The following is a 15458-nucleotide window of genomic DNA, read 5'->3' as shown; positions in this document are numbered from 1 at the left end:
TATATAGCTTACGATAACTGCAGCCCAGTCTACAAACAAACTTTTAAATTTGAAATTAGCCCAAGTGACCATAATTCTATCGTCTGGGATAAAATAATTAGAACCCTCAAAAAAATCGGTATAAATGCGGAGCTAAAGTCTTGAAGCGGTTCCTTATCTTTGTTTCAGCCCATTTAATCCTTTTTTTAATGATAATTGCTTACCAAGCACAAGCTGAAGAAGAGTGGACGATAGATAGGTATGAAACTCTATCTTATGCAAGGGTTAGTGGTGAAGTAGTTCATGGGGATAGCTTAAATTTCTTTATAGGATCGAGAGAAAACTGTGAAACTGTCTATAATAATTTTACCTTTGTCACTTATGAAAAACCTGGTGATATATATCAATTAGAGGGTAAAAATATTCCAATTAAAATTAATGGAGAAGATTTTACAGCTAAAGTTCAGGCAGTTAATCCATTTTTAATTGGTTTTAGAGTTACTTTTTCCTTAGGAGAGTTTCCTGTTAAAGAATACATCCATCGTTTAAACAATTTTTATAAGAAAGAGAATAAGTATGAAATTGAGATAGTGGATGGTATCGATTTTAAAGCTGCCAAGTATTTTGATATAACCACTAACAACTGGAAGTTAGATAAGCTTGTGCCTTCTGTATTAGAGGCTAATAAGCTTTGTGAAACTATTAATCATTTGGATAGTTAGATAATGTTAAGAATTCTTATAATTGTCTTATTACTATTACCAACAACCTCAAATGCTGACCAAGGTTTGAATATTTCATGTCTTAATATGAAATCAGTCTTAGGAAGAAAGTATGACCCTTTGAAGTTCACATTACAAGCAGTAGGGCTTCAATACTTTGATAAAGAAAAGGATGAATTTGTCATGATTAAAGCCAGCAAATTAGATATTGGTGAAAACCATGTGACTGCAAGATTTGCAAATTATGAATTAGGTTTTCAAATGGTTGTATTTGAAGGGGATACAAAACCCACTATGACGATGTCTAAGTATGATTATAAAAATGATAAGTTTTTAGAGCATTATAAATGTGATGCTAAAAGTGGGTATATTGAATAAAATTTGTCTAAGCATTCTCTTATTAATTAACCATCATTCCATCACCTAGACACCTAAATTTTTATTTGTTAGGGTTTGGGTTCATGAAAAAAATAATTATAATTCTTACTTTAAGCTTATTAACTTCAAGCAATCTATTTGCTTCTGAGTTCAACGAACAAAATCAATTCAATCAATGGCTTTTGGAAAATGGCCACTCTCAATATTTAAAAGATGAGGGTGCTAAGGTTGATGTTTGTGCAAAATATAAAAGAAATAGTGATGCTTGGTTAAATGAAGAATGTGGGAATTATCCCAAAGGAAAAATGATAACGTTGAACAATCTAAATATCAAGATAGATAATAAAGCATTTTCATCAACTAATATTGCTTATCATTCAAACCCAAATAGAGACACCCTGATTTATTATTTATGGAAATATTCTTATAGAGATAGAGGTTCACATTTAAAAGAGTTTAAACCGACAAATAATTCCTACGATTTTAAATTCAATTTAATTGAAGATAAATTTTTAAAAAAACAAATGAAAACTAAAGGTATCCTAAGCTATTTATATTACCAAGATGGGGAAGTATTGATTGACGAATTTTCTCCTAAAGAAAGACTGGGAGAATTTTTAAATAATGAAACGAAATTTTATTCAATGTCAATGGGTAAGTCAGTAACTTCTTATTTATTAGGTCATGCCATATGTGAGGGTTATATTGATGGAGTTGATGCAAGAGTAAATGACTGGCCTGTAATAAAAGATTCACTTTATCATGATCAAAAATTAATTAATTTTTTAAATATGAATACTGGTGATCAAAAATATATCGATGAATTTGCAGATGGTACAAGTAAATTAGGCGCATATGAAGATAGGGATATTGAAACAACCATGCGCTCACACTTTAGAAACAAAAATACAAAAAAATCTAAGGAAAGATACAATTATAATGGATTTATTACTCAGTTAATTTTAAACTATATGAAATTTAAAATCGGTGGAGATTATGACAAATTTTATAGCAAAGTTTTCAACGATAAAATAAAGATCAAAAATAGCATTCGTTATGGCTATACTAGTTTTCAAGAAAAAAATGGAAATGGTCATCCCAACATAATGGCAACAAGATTTGACTACCTTAGAATAGCAAAAGCTATAATGGATGATTATCAGAATGATACTTGTGTTGGAAAATATTTAAAAGAAATTCACAAAAGAAGAATTCCAAAAGGGGGGGTAAATGTAAATGAACCAGCATTTGGTAAAACATCATCATATGGAGGTCAATTTCATATGGATTATCCAGGATTAAAAGACAAAATTATATTTGGCATGGGTGGCTATGGTGGGAATACTATTTTAATTGATGTAGAAAATTCAAGAATACTGGTTATTAATTCACTCCATTATAATAATAGCAAATATAAATATAATCACAAAAAACTAATATTAGATCCAATTAAAGAAGGTAAACAAATAAATTAAATATAAGGTGAAAAACTTTTTTATCATTTTTTTAATTTTAATATTTTCTAAAATAAATAGACTGTTACCCGGTGCACTAAACCAGGCTACCCCCACAAAGTAACAGGCAACGGGAATGGGAATTACAGACCATGCTTATCAGTTATAGGATTTTATAGGATACACTGTCTACAAACTGTCTACATTTCCGAGTGAGAACAAAATGTTCTCTTGCTTAACTTGGGTTCTCTTTCAAATGTTCAATGTAATCAACAACTTCTTGAAACTTTTCATCAGGAATATCTTTATATGAGTTGCCAAACTTCTCTTTGACACAAAGAGCAATAGTAAAAAACCACCTTCCCCTTCGAGTCCCTTTAGGTCCCAAAACCCTTATGCTTGCAGTGTTATTAAAATAGACCTGGCGTAAACATTAAGCAATTTTAATGACAAAACCAGACACAAACCAGACACTTTTCCGAGTGCTCATTAACCCTCATTCCATCACCTAGACACCTGATTAGACGTTTGGTAGGGTTGTGCATGGGTTTTTTTGATATTTTTAAAACAAAAAAAAGTGTGCCAAATAAAGATTTAGATATTGGCGAACCTAATGATTTTGAAAACGAGGTTAAAGATTATTGGGCAGGAGTAATTGCTGGAGATACTAAATTAGAGAATGGTGAAATATTTAATGATAATAATTTTTATAACAGCAAACATCTTAAATATGAGCCAGGTGTAATACGTGGTGTTTTACTTGCTCTCGCGTTATCTGGAAATAATGATGATAATTTTAAACAAATATGTCAGGTAGCTGCGATGCAAACAGCCTGTTTTGATGATGATATTAAAGACGTGATTAAAACTAGAGTTTCTCAAAGTATGGAAATTACTAAAAAATATGAGGGTAAAAAAAACAAAGAAGAATTATTGGAGATGGCAAAAGAGATTGCCTTAGTTAAAGAAGTTGAGCCTTATACGCACGAAGAATTGCAAATTTTAAAGAAAAGAAAAGCCTTAATTTTTGGGAAACAAGTTTCTATTTAACATGAAAAAACTTCTATTGATCGTGGTTCTGGGTTTGGTGTTGAGTGGGAATGCTTATAGTGCGAATCTTAACCTTACTTGTGAAGGAATAGGATCTAAATCAAAAACAATGAGTCAGTCAGGATCAACTTCTGAATTAAGGTACTTCGAAGAAACTAATTCAATTGTTAATGTATCTATTGGCAATAAAGGTAACTGGATACAGATGCCAATGCATTTATTACCTCGTAAAAGAATAAAGAAAGCTAATAATAAATATGAAATTTATGATTTAAAAATTTTAGAAAGTTCAATTAGTGGTAAGTTTAAATTAAATTTTGTTAATAAACCTTCAATGACTATAGATAGGTATTCTGGAGTTTTATCATTTGTCTCTAGAGGTAAAGGAATTTCATTTACTGGTGAGTGTAAAAAAGTTGATAGAGAAGAAAAAAAATTTTAGATAATGAAAAAACTTTTAGGGATCGTGGTTCTGGGTTTGTTGTGTTTTTCAACTGCAAATTCAAAAGAAGTTGATTCATCAAAATTTATGCTAGATGCTTGCAAAATTGCAATGTCTGACAAAGATAAATCAAAAGATGAACTTTTTGATTCATATACATGCAAATTTTATTTTAAAGGTGCGTGGGAAAACGCACTTATAAGACATGCTCAATTTGAAGTTAAAATGGAAAGCATGGGTGTCAAAACTGATAAAGATACTTTTTTAATGTTAGGAGCATGTATTCCTACTAAAACAACATTAAACCAATTTATTAATATTTATATTAACTACATGGAAAGAAATCCTGAAAAAAATAATGATTTGGCGATGTTAAGTATAAGTGATGCTGCAAAAGAATTATTTCCATGCAAAAAATGAAAAAACTTTTAGGGATCGTGGTTCTGGGTTCAATATAATTAAATGAAGACCAAAGAATTTAATAAAGTTAAACCATATTGCTATATATTAACAAGGCTAAAAGACGGAAAAAAATATTTTGGTGTCAGATGGAGAAATGTTAAATTAAAAAAAACACCAAAGGAAGATTTTGGAAATTTTTATTTCAGCAGCAACAGATTGTTCAAAAAAGAATTTAGAAAAAACCCAAAAAACTTTAAGATATCACTTCACGCAACTTTCGATACAATTGAAGAGTCGATTCAATATGAGTTAAATTATAATAAAAAACATACTATTAAATCAAATATTTGGATTAATAGAGCGGCATATCCTCAAATCCAACCAACATTAAAAACAAAAAGAGAAGCTTCAAAAAGACAAACTGGTACTGGAAATAGTTTTTATGGAAAAAAACATTCTGAAAAATTTAAAGGAAATAAATCAAAATCCATGGCAGGAAAAAATAATCCAATGTATGGAAAAACTCATAGTGTTAAGATTAAAAGAAAGTTAGCAGATTTAGCAAAAGGTAGAAAAAAAACAAAAAAAGAAATTGATAGAATTAAAGAATCTAGAAAAGGCTACACCCACTCTAAAGAAACTAGAAAAAAAATGTCAAAAGCCCAAAGTGGAAAAAATCATCCTTTGTGGGGAAAGAAGCATAGCGTTGAAACTAAAAAAAAAATGTCTGAGTGGCAATTAGGCAAGCCTAAACCTTGGTTGAAAGGTAGAATTCCTTGGAACAAAAAATTTTAAACAAAATAAACGACTACTTGATTGCTACACAATCCATACACACTCTATACACAATCAAAGCACACTATGAGCACAGTCAGAATAGAAATTTAACTTTTTAAAAATATTAAACGTTGATTTTATTAAGGAAGTGGTGCCCCCGCACGGATTCGAACCGCGGACCTATTGATTACAAATCAATTGCTAAAGTTTAAATAAACCTTTGTGTGCAACAATAATCTTTAAACATTTTTAATCTGGTCACATTATTGGCACAGTGCTAATGTTTGATTATGAAAAAACTTTTAGGGATCGTGGTTCTGGGTTATAGGATTATCTGGGACAGACCAGACACAAACCAGACACTTATTCGAGTGAGAACAAAATGTTCTCTTGCTTAACTTGGGTTCTCTTTCAAAAAGCTAATGTAATCAACAACTTCTTGAAACTTTTCATCAGGAATATCTTTATATGAGTTGCCAAACTTCTCTTTGACACATAGAGCAACATGAGCGTAGGGGTTTCTTCCTTTAGGGTGGTTAGGATGGCTTGGTAACTGACCCACTAAATAAAGGCCGGCTTCCTGTATTAAAATCCACAATTTACGCCGGTTATCTTCATTCATACTAGATAAAACTTTGAAACATCTCAAAAAGTTCTAGTTCTTGTCCTAGTTGTCCCATAAAATCCTATAACCAAGAACCAAAATCCCTAAAAGTTTTTTCATTTATTTACATACCAATGGATAGGTGTCGTAGTTCTGTTCATCCAAATACTTTAATCGGTTAGGTATTCCTAAAATAATTTTTTCATAAGTTAATTTAGAGATCCTGTCTGATTTACATCTAACAGCAATCCACCAATTAATAGTTTCAGCAATATCTTCTCTTTTAGGAAATCGTTTTGCGTATGGTGAAACAAATTTATTATCTGCTTTGATTGCTTTATTCCATTTAGATCTCTTAATTGATCCGTGCCATTGTGGGTCAAGTGATGTATGAGCAGCCTCATGAATTGCTACCTCCTCTATATATTTTTTTAATCTACCTACATAATGGTCGGTATGAATAAGTATATCATTATTTCCACCTCCCCATTCTTTGTTTCCTTTGTGTATGGTTAGAGTTTTAAGATTTTTAGTTCTTAAAAAATTTGGTAATTGACCTATTATTTTAGCATATTTTACGGCTTGTTCTTCGGCTTTACTCTTTGTTTCAAATTCAGCATTTACTCGGATTATAATATCTCTTTTTCCTTTCAAAAATGTTGCTTTAAAAATAAAAGCTTTAAAAGATTTTTGTTTAATGCCATTTCTTCTGTCCCACCACTTTATTCTTTTTTTTTTTATAAATACTATATTCTCAAAAGTGGTTGGATCTTTTTCAGTAATTATGTCCCCATCAGTAAAAAGAGCTTCTGAAAATAGATAACCATCAGCATTAGCACTCCCACCCAACAACAAACCCAGAACTACAATCGATAGAAGTTTTTTCATAATAAAATGTTATCAAAAACCTTTAGAATTGACTATTTGATTTATCTCAAAAAGTTCTAGTTTTTGTCCTAGTTTGTTGTTTAAATTGATGAGTCTTTAAGTGATTTATTTTAAATTAATTTTTAATTACTCGCATAAGTACTGTAGTTTAATGTAGGTTAGTGTGGGTTAGGTTGTCCTGCAAACGACGTAAATAAAGTCCAGCTTCCTGTATCATTTTACACAGTTTACTTGCGTTTTCTTTATTCATTAAAATGGAATTAATCTCTAAAGTTTACAAATTCAATTGGGAGACCAATATCAATGGCTTCTATTGCAGATATCGCTTCTTGAAGATCATCTCTTTTTTTTCCTTCAGCTCTTAATTCCTCTCCTTGAATTTTAATTTGAATTTTAAGTTTTAGTTTTTTTATATCAGCAATAATTTTTTTAGCATTTTCTTGGCTAATACCTTCTTCTAATTCACTGACTTGTCTGATGGATGTACCTGCGGCACTTTCTGAATTTTTAATAATTATTACTCTAGGATCTACTTTTCTTCTTATAAGATGAATTTGTAGTAATTCATTTACTTGTTTTAATTTTAATTCATCCGGTGCTAGTGTGGTAATTATCTTATCCTTTCTTTCAATTGAAATCTTAAGTCCTTTAAAATCATATCTATTACCAATTTCTCTTAAACAATTAGCAAGAGCATTATCAAATTCCGGATAATTAATTTTACTTATTACATCAAATGTAGGCATAATTTTTAATATCTCATATAATAATGTATTTTTTGATTAGAACAATCTCTATTAGCATTACTATTACATTAACAAAAGCTACTAGGATTGACCAATTGATTTACTCTGAATGAAGCAATAAGTTATGATTTATGGAAAACTTAGTTAAAAAATTAGAAGAACAGATTACTTTTCTACAGCAAGAAATGTCTCAAATGAGTAATGAACTTTATTCCCAGCAAAAAGAAATTATGAGATTAAAAAAAGAAGTTTCCAATCTTAATAAAAGAATTGAAGAATTAGATAGCGGAATTGAATCTAGTATTAATAAAGAAGATACAAAACCACCACATTATTAAATTTTATAATTAATTCATGACAGAAAAATATGATGTTATTATAGTCGGTGCGGGTGCAGCAGGCATGATGAGTGCTATAGAAGCTGGCAAGCGTGGTCGAAAAGTACTTTTAATAGATCATGCAAAAAAAATAGGTGAAAAAATTCGTATATCTGGTGGAGGAAGATGCAATTTTACAAACATTCATACTCACCCTAGTAAATTTATTTCAAATAATCCTAAATTTGTAATATCTGCATTGAGTCAGTACACACAAAATGATTTCATAGATTTAATTAAGAAACATAATATTAAATTTCATGAAAAAAAATTAGGGCAACTTTTTTGTGATGAGAGTGCACAGCAAATCATTGATATGCTACTTTTAGAATGTGAAACGGCAAATGTAGTCTTAAAAAAAGAGACAATAATTGAAGATATTGATAAACAAGAAGATAAATATTTTATTACTATTAGTTCTGATAAATATTTTTGCGATTCATTGATTATTGCTACTGGTGGTTTATCTGTTCCTAAAATTGGAGCAAGTAAATTTGGTTATGATATTGCTAAAAAATTTAATCTAAATATTGTTGAAACATTACCTGCCTTAGTACCTTTAACATTTAGTGAAAAAATACTTGCTATGTGTAAGGAGCTTACAGGGCTGTCTGTTGAAGCAGTTGTATCATTTAAAAAGATCTTCTTTGAGGAGGGCATGTTGTTTACTCACAGAGGTTTAAGTGGACCTTCTATTTTACAAATTTCTTCTTATTGGAAATTAGGAGATGACATTAAGATTAACCTGTCTCCTAAACTAGATATTGTTAAATTCCTAAGTGATAGAAAAAACTCTAATCCTAAACATGATATAAACGCTATAGTTTCAGAAATTCTTCCTAAAAGATTAGCTCATATTATTTGCAATGAAAATAATGTTAGTGGAAATATATGTGAATTATCAAATAAGGTATTAAATAAGCTGAGTAATTCTATAAATGCATGGGCTATAAATCCAACTGGGTCTGAAGGTTATAGAACGGCGGAAGTCACTTTAGGAGGAATCGATACTGAAGAAATTTCATCTAAAACAATGATGTCAAAGAAGCACCCAGGTCTATTCTTTATTGGTGAAGTTGTTGATGTGACAGGCCATTTAGGTGGTTATAATTTTCAATGGGCATGGTCTTCTGGTTATGTGGCAGGCCGATATGCTTAAAGATTAGTTGTTACTTGAGTATCTTCAGTTTTCACTGGTTCTTCGATAGGTTCTGTCGTTGGGTTTAATTCAATTCCTGCAGGAGTGATGGTTGAAGGCATAGCAACGAATTGAGAGTCTGGGTTTTCAACTGTTTCTCTAACTTTCATTCTATAAATACCAAAGATTCCTATTAAAGCATGAAAGAAAAGTAAAAATATAAAAAATCCATTAGAACCAACTACATTCATAAAAATTGAACAAAGAAATGGACCACTCATTGCACCTAAACCAAATGTAAATTGTATACCAGCACCAGCCGCCACAAATTTTTCTTTTGGTATGTAGTCATTAGTGTGAGCACAAATTAAAGAGAACATTGGTAAACTACAAATAGAAAAACAAATTAAAAAAATAAAAAACAACACTTTACTGGTGGCTAGGGCCCCTGGTAAATACATTTGACCTGATGATATAATAGCAAAAAGCGCAAAAATAGATGCACCAAAAGTTGAGATTACTATTACTTTCCTTCTATCATATTTATCAGAAAGTTTTCCAATCGGGTATTGTGAAATAGCACCAGAAATTGCTAAAAGAAATGTTACAAGTGATATTTGAAATATAGTAAAATTCATTGATGCCGCATAAACTGCCAACAATGTAAATAATGCAGATTGAATTGTTCCATAAAAAAGAGCACTTACCATTCCAAAAGGTGAAGTTTCATAAAGTTCTTTTAAAGGCATACCTTTAATTTTTTTAAATGTAGGTGGTTTTTTTTTAGTTAATAGAATTGGTATAAGAGCTATAGACGTAATAATTGAAACTAATATGAAAGGTTCATAATTCTCAGGTCTACTAAAGTTTAATAAAAACATTCCTATACCCATTGAACCATATAAAATAACCATATAAATAGACAAGACACTTCCCCTATTTTTGTTGGTTGACCTATCGTTTAACCAACTTTCAGCGACAGTGTAAATACAGACCATACTTATTCCTGTTAAAACTCTTAAAACAAACCAAACATAAGGATTAATAAAAACTGAGTGAACCAAGATCACTAAAGATGCTAAAGATGCAAAAGCCGCAAAAACTCTAATATGACCAACACGAGATATAAGATTAGGAATTGTTGATGCACCAATGAAGTATCCAACAAAATACCCCGACATCATAAAGCCAGTTGCTGCTAGACTAAATTCTTCTTGCACAGCTCTTACACCCAAGAGTGAGCCTTGAAAACCATAGGCCATCATAAGAAAACCCATACCTAAAAACAATGCCCAAGAATTCTTTAAAACTTTATTCATAAAATTGACCGTACTTATTTGTGATCTAGATGTAAATCAAGTCTTTATTGTGCTCTAATTATGAATTCTTTAATTTGATAAAAGAGTGGATTGCAATGGCAGTGATAATCACAGCCCCACCTTGGATGGTTTCGAGACTGGGCTGTTCTTTAATAATTAGCCATACCCAGATAGGACCAATAATCGTCTCTAATAAGAAAAACAAGTTCACTTCAGCAGCAGGAATGAACCTAGGAGCTATAGTTACCAGTACAAAGGGGATAGCAACACACATAATGCACATTAGCGGAACTATAATTAGATCACGATCCATTAATGCAAAACTTTCTATAAATAGTAGGGCAAATAGAGCGACAATCAATTTACCAACAACAGCAGCAGGAATTAGATTTTTATCTTTTGCAGATCTAATAGTAACAGCACCAACAGCCAAACCTAAGGCAGTTATTAAGCCTAATATGTCACCAAAAAAGTTACCAAGCTGTATTGAATCGTAGAATATATATATAGCGGCTGTAAAAGTTATAAATATTGTAACCCATGTTTTTTTATCAGGTAATTCCTTTAGAAATATCCCCCCAAGAACTGCAGACAGCATAGGAGCCATAGCAATCATAACCAATGTATTTGCAACATTTGTATTTTGTATCGATACTACAAATGTAATGTTTGTAACTGAAAAAGTTCCTATATAAAGTAGCCCGTGATAGCCACTTGAAAATAGCATCTTAAAAAAATTTAATTTATAAATTATTAACATCCCAAGAAAGACAGTAATAAAAGGAATAAGCCCTCGATAAAATACTAAACTCCAAGTATCAACGTTAGAAAGTCTGATGAATAAAGAGTCAGGTGTAATAAACATTACTGCGACAAAAGCTAATAATGAACCTTTTTGTTGTTCGGTTAAATTGTTCAAGCTCCTAAACCTTTCCAAAAGTTTTTAGCAAGATTTATATTTGTTAAATCGTAAAAAGTTTTAAGTCCAGTAGGCGAAGTCACATTAATGTCACCATTTAGTTTTTGATCTATAAAATCAATACCAGAAAAATAAATATTATTTTTTTTAAGGTCTTTAGCAATCAAATTTGAAATTTTTGTTTCTATTTTTGTTAATTTAGTAGCAATAGGTATGGCTCCTTTACTCATGTTGCTCAAGAAAGATCCTTTTTTAGGAATTCTTGAAATTGCCCCACAAATTTTTCCATTAATCAAAAAAACTCTTTTATCTCCAAGTTTAATTTTAGGTAAAAACTTTTGACACATGATGTGCCCATGTTTTTTAATAAAATTTAAAATCAATTTTTTATTAATTTTTTTCTCTATAAGGTGAATATCATTTCCACTGAAGCTATGAATAGGTTTGATGATAATTTTTTTATTTTTTATAAAAAATTTATTAACCTCACTGATGTCTTTTGTAAAAATTGTATTTGGCATGAATTTTTGAAATGAAGCAGAGTATAACTTTTCTGATACATTTCTTATAGACGTTGGGCTATTAATAATCTTAACTTTATCTTTGATTTTATCTAATATGTATGTAGTTGAAATATACTCTAAGTTAAAAGGGGGATCTTGACGTATCAGTAGATACTTGCATTTAGATAAATCCAATGTTTGCTTGCTTACAATTTTAAAAAATTTTTTATTGGTATAGGTAAATTTTATATAATAGCCCTTAGCTACCACTTTATCATTTATTATCGAAAGGTCTTTCGGCTCATAATAGAATATTTTACAATTTCTATTTTGAGCTTCTACAGCAAGAAATATACTGGTATCGCTTTTTGGGTTAAGTTCTGAAGGGGGATTTCCTTGAATAGCAACTATCTTATTTATCATATAGTTCAGTTAAATTTTCATCTTTGGAAAATTTATTAATCATATGATCTGCACTTGTTGTCTTATTATGAATTAATTTTTCTAAATGGTTTAAAAACTTTGTCTCGTTTTCACCAGATTTATTTAAAATGTCTCTGCTTTCTAAACCTTTTTTAGACAAATTAAGCAATAATGATGACCAATATAATAAATCTTTACCCATCAATTCTGTATTAAAACCTTTTTTAGGAGCTTCCAAATACGCATTAATAATTTTATTTTTATCCCATTTAGAAATTAACTCAAAAGTTTCATCTAAATTTCCATATAAAATTCCAGTATTAAATGCTGGTCCAGCACACAAACAATCCCAACCACATGTATCCATGGATCTTAATTCTATATATTTTTTTAATCTATTTTCTGTAAAGATAGTACTTAGATGGGTAGCTAAATCATCTTCTGTTGGCAGCTTATTATTTATTTCTTGAATTTTTCCATTCATAAAATCTGAAAATGTATAATTTGCTCCAGATAAATATTCTTTATCATTTTGAATGAACAGAAGAGGAAAGTTTATTGCAAAATCTGCATATTTTTCAAAATTCATATTATCAAAAAAAACTTCAGGAAGACCTCCTCTAGATGTTTCTTGCCAAACTTTTGACCTGTAAGACATATAGCCACTATTTTTTTTCTCAACTATTGAAGAGTTTGCAAATAATGCAATTGATATTGGAACAAGTGAATTAATTATTTTGAATTTTTTTATAAAATCTTCTTCTGAGTTGTAATCAAGGTTTAATTGGGTGCCACAAGTTCTATACATCATATCTAGACTTAATGAACCACCGTTAGGCATATCTCTAGTCATCACCTCATATCTTTGCTTAGGGTTATTAGGCACTTCACTTAGAGCTGAAATTGGATCAAAACCAGCACTAACAATTTTTAAACCAATTTTTTTAGTTACTTGTTTTAATTCAAATAGATAATCTTGAGATTCAGCGCAGGCTTCATGAATATTATTTAATTTGTCACCTGATAATTCTATTTGGTTACCAGGCTCAAGTGTAATGTTTTTACCTTCTTTTTGTAGACCAATAATATTTTGTTTTTCCATTATTGGCTTCCAACCAAACTCACTTAATGCATTAAACATTTTTAGGATAGTTTTGTAGTCAGCTCTTTTATTTTTATTTTGATCAAATAAAAACTTTTCATGCTCAATACCAATTTTAAAATCTTTGGTATCTCTAATTCCTGAATTAAAATAATTAATTATATGTTTTTTATTGGTAATCATTAATTTATATATAGTGATATAAAGGTTAATTTAAAGCCATTTAAGTTAACTTTATGATGCTTATTTTAATTTCCTGAAGCTGTACTTAGTAGAGATAGTTGAGTTATTTTATCATTACCCAATATATCAATTGGCTTTACAGGGTAATCTCCAGTAAAATAATGATCTGTTAATTGAGGATAGGTGTCATTCCGTTTTTCGAATCCTATTGCTCTATACAATCCCTCAAGTGATAGAAAATCTAAAGATTTAGCACCAATATATTCACAAATTTCTTCATTGGTTTTATTTGCTGCTAGAAGCTCTTTTTTAGTTGGTGTATCCACCCCATAAAAATCTGGATATCTAATTTCTGGACAGGCAATTTTAACATGAACTTCTTTTGCACCAGCGTCATAAAGCATTTTAACAATTTTATGTGAAGTTGTTCCTCTAACTAAAGAGTCGTCTATTAAAATAATTCTTTTATCTTTAATTGTAGATTTATTAGCATTTAGTTTTAATTTAACACCCAAACTTCTAATTTTTTGACTGGGTTCAATAAAAGTTCTTCCAACATAATGGTTTCTAATTAAACCTAATTCAAAATTTATTCCTAAGTGTTGAGCAAATCCAAGTGCCGCAGCATTTCCTGAGTCCGGTACAGGGACTATTATATCTGCATCAATCTTATTTTCTTTAGCAAGTTCTGTTCCTAAGTTTTTTCTATGTTCGTAAGCTGATTTTCCATCTAATAAACTATCTGGTCTTGCAAAATAAATATATTCAAAAACGCAAGGTCTAACTTTTCTTGCAGGGAAGGGTTTAAAACTTTTTAATTCATTATTTTCAATCAAAACAATTTCACCATTCTCCACATCCCTTATGTACTTAGCTCCTATAATATCTAGCGCACATGTTTCAGATGCTAGAACATAACTGTCTTTTATTTTACCAATAATTAAAGGTCGTATTCCATGTGGGTCTCTAACACCTATTAACGTACTTTGTGTAAGCATAACCAATGCGTAGCCACCTTGAATTTGAAATATTGCATCAATAACTTTATCAACTGTTTTGCTTCTTTTTGATTTTGCAATTAATTGAACAATTGTTTCAGTATCTGATGTTGTGTAAAAAATTGCACCATCTTCAACTAACTTATTTCTAAGTGTAACGGAGTTAGTTAAATTTCCATTATGTGCAACGCCAATACCACCAGCATTAGTATCGGCAAAAAAAGGTTGGATATTTCTTAAAGTATTTTCACCTGTAGTACTGTACCTGTTATGACCTATAGCATGTTTTCCAAGTAAATTTTTTAATACCTTTTCTTTGTTAAAGTTATCCCCAACTAAACCAAATCTTTTTTCTGAATGATATTTTTCTCCATCAAATGATACAATTCCACACCCTTCCTGGCCCCTGTGCTGAAGCGCATGAAGACCTAAAGCAGTTAGGGCAGCAGCATCATCGCTATTACTTATACCAAATACTCCACATTCTTCCTTAAGTTTTGGGTTATAGTTCTTCAATTTTTTCTTTAGAATCTTGATAATTTTTTTCATTAGGAAATACTTTTATAAGATAAATACTACCTTTTTCTATGTATGGAAAGGTGTATGATTTATCAGTATTAATTGGCCATTTGTTATAATTATAGACAATATCTATAGCTGAAAATAAACAAACACAAATTGCATAGCTTCTAATAAAACCAAAAAATAAACCAAAAATAGAATCGAGTCTTCCCAGTCCAACAAACTTCACAGTCTTACTAATTCCTTTATTCACTATTAGTATTATAAAAATTACAAGAATAAAAATTGCCAAACCAAGTGTGATATCAAGTACGTATTCGCTATCAATTATATTTTTAAAATATGGTTTAATTCTAGGAAATAAAATCAAAGTTACAACATAAGCTAAAATCCATTTTGAAAGCGAAAGTAAGCTTAAAACAAAACCCTTACTATAACATTTAATCACAGACCAAATAGTGACGAGTAAAAAAATTAAATCTATAATTGAGATCGCTTTATAAAAATCTTGTAAAGCATCAATCATATTTAT

General features: G+C 30.1%; 18 protein-coding genes. 9 read left to right on the top strand and 9 right to left on the bottom strand.

The window, feature by feature from the left end; all coding sequences use genetic code 11:
- Positions 1-188 precede the first annotated feature (188 nt).
- From ABXT65_RS04885 to ABXT65_RS04855, 7 genes are all read left to right on the top strand, one after another.
- Positions 189-701, top strand: a complete 513-nt coding sequence (locus ABXT65_RS04885) for a hypothetical protein (protein ID WP_415322678.1) — start codon at positions 189-191, stop codon at positions 699-701.
- A gap of 3 nt (positions 702-704) precedes the next feature.
- A complete protein-coding gene (locus ABXT65_RS04880) occupies positions 705-1079 on the top strand; it encodes a hypothetical protein (protein WP_415322677.1) in 375 nt (124 codons plus the stop codon).
- Between the two features lie 83 nt (positions 1080-1162).
- The gene (locus ABXT65_RS04875; RefSeq protein ID WP_415322675.1) at positions 1163-2554 is read left to right on the top strand and encodes a hypothetical protein; all 1392 of its coding nucleotides are present in this window, start codon (positions 1163-1165) and stop codon (positions 2552-2554) included.
- Between the two features lie 522 nt (positions 2555-3076).
- A complete protein-coding gene (locus ABXT65_RS04870; RefSeq protein ID WP_415322673.1) occupies positions 3077-3583 on the top strand; it encodes a hypothetical protein in 507 nt (168 codons plus the stop codon).
- A 1-nt stretch (position 3584) separates the two neighbouring features.
- The gene (locus tag ABXT65_RS04865; RefSeq protein ID WP_415322671.1) at positions 3585-4025 is read left to right on the top strand and encodes a hypothetical protein; all 441 of its coding nucleotides are present in this window, start codon (positions 3585-3587) and stop codon (positions 4023-4025) included.
- Between the two features lie 3 nt (positions 4026-4028).
- Positions 4029-4445: a Rap1a/Tai family immunity protein gene (locus ABXT65_RS04860; protein WP_415322670.1), complete on the top strand. Its 417-nt coding sequence runs from the start codon at positions 4029-4031 to the stop codon at positions 4443-4445.
- A 42-nt stretch (positions 4446-4487) separates the two neighbouring features.
- Positions 4488-5222, top strand: coding sequence for an NUMOD3 domain-containing DNA-binding protein (locus ABXT65_RS04855; RefSeq protein ID WP_415322668.1), 735 nt, complete (start codon positions 4488-4490; stop codon positions 5220-5222).
- 376 nt (positions 5223-5598) lie between these two features.
- Here ABXT65_RS04855 and ABXT65_RS04850 read toward each other — a convergent pair whose 3' ends face one another.
- From ABXT65_RS04850 to ABXT65_RS04840, 3 genes are all read right to left on the bottom strand, one after another.
- A complete protein-coding gene (locus ABXT65_RS04850; RefSeq protein WP_415322667.1) occupies positions 5599-5826 on the bottom strand; it encodes a hypothetical protein in 228 nt (75 codons plus the stop codon).
- Between the two features lie 102 nt (positions 5827-5928).
- A complete protein-coding gene (locus tag ABXT65_RS04845; protein ID WP_415322666.1) occupies positions 5929-6696 on the bottom strand; it encodes a hypothetical protein in 768 nt (255 codons plus the stop codon).
- Positions 6697-6956: 260 nt separating this feature from the next.
- Positions 6957-7442: a YajQ family cyclic di-GMP-binding protein gene (locus tag ABXT65_RS04840; protein WP_415322664.1), complete on the bottom strand. Its 486-nt coding sequence runs from the start codon at positions 7440-7442 to the stop codon at positions 6957-6959.
- Positions 7443-7573: 131 nt separating this feature from the next.
- Between ABXT65_RS04840 and ABXT65_RS04835 the strand changes: the two genes are divergently transcribed.
- On the top strand, positions 7574-7780 hold the full coding sequence (locus ABXT65_RS04835) for a SlyX family protein (protein ID WP_415322662.1): 207 nt from the start codon (positions 7574-7576) through the stop codon (positions 7778-7780).
- Positions 7781-7796: 16 nt separating this feature from the next.
- Positions 7797-8978, top strand: a complete 1182-nt coding sequence (locus tag ABXT65_RS04830) for an NAD(P)/FAD-dependent oxidoreductase (RefSeq protein ID WP_415322660.1) — start codon at positions 7797-7799, stop codon at positions 8976-8978.
- Here ABXT65_RS04830 and ABXT65_RS04825 read toward each other — a convergent pair.
- From ABXT65_RS04825 to ABXT65_RS04800, 6 genes are all read right to left on the bottom strand, one after another.
- A complete protein-coding gene (locus ABXT65_RS04825; RefSeq protein ID WP_415322658.1) occupies positions 8975-10276 on the bottom strand; it encodes an MFS transporter in 1302 nt (433 codons plus the stop codon). The genes ABXT65_RS04830 and ABXT65_RS04825 overlap by 4 nt on opposite strands.
- 58 nt (positions 10277-10334) lie before the next feature.
- The gene (locus ABXT65_RS04820) at positions 10335-11195 is read right to left on the bottom strand and encodes a DMT family transporter (RefSeq protein ID WP_415322656.1); all 861 of its coding nucleotides are present in this window, start codon (positions 11193-11195) and stop codon (positions 10335-10337) included.
- Positions 11192-12121 (bottom strand): glutathione synthase, encoded by a 930-nt coding sequence (gene gshB / locus ABXT65_RS04815; RefSeq protein ID WP_415322654.1) that lies wholly within the window; start codon positions 12119-12121, stop codon positions 11192-11194. The genes ABXT65_RS04820 and gshB overlap by 4 nt, the downstream gene beginning before the upstream one ends.
- Positions 12111-13406, bottom strand: a complete 1296-nt coding sequence (locus ABXT65_RS04810; RefSeq protein WP_415322652.1) for a glutamate--cysteine ligase — start codon at positions 13404-13406, stop codon at positions 12111-12113. Before ABXT65_RS04810 ends, gshB begins: the two co-directional genes overlap by 11 nt.
- A 65-nt stretch (positions 13407-13471) precedes the next feature.
- Positions 13472-14953 carry an amidophosphoribosyltransferase gene (gene purF, locus ABXT65_RS04805; protein ID WP_415322650.1) on the bottom strand — a complete coding sequence of 494 codons (1482 nt, stop codon included), beginning with the start codon at positions 14951-14953 and terminating at the stop codon, positions 13472-13474.
- The gene (locus tag ABXT65_RS04800) at positions 14907-15452 is read right to left on the bottom strand and encodes a CvpA family protein (RefSeq protein ID WP_415322648.1); all 546 of its coding nucleotides are present in this window, start codon (positions 15450-15452) and stop codon (positions 14907-14909) included. Before ABXT65_RS04800 ends, purF begins: the two co-directional genes overlap by 47 nt.
- Positions 15453-15458 lie beyond the last annotated feature (6 nt).

It is taken from the genome of Candidatus Pelagibacter sp. Uisw_127, assembly GCF_047722515.1.
GTDB lineage: Bacteria > Pseudomonadota > Alphaproteobacteria > Pelagibacterales > Pelagibacteraceae > Pelagibacter.
The sequence above is the reverse complement of the archived record's forward strand: the minus strand, read 5'-3'. Positions and strand labels throughout refer to the sequence as shown.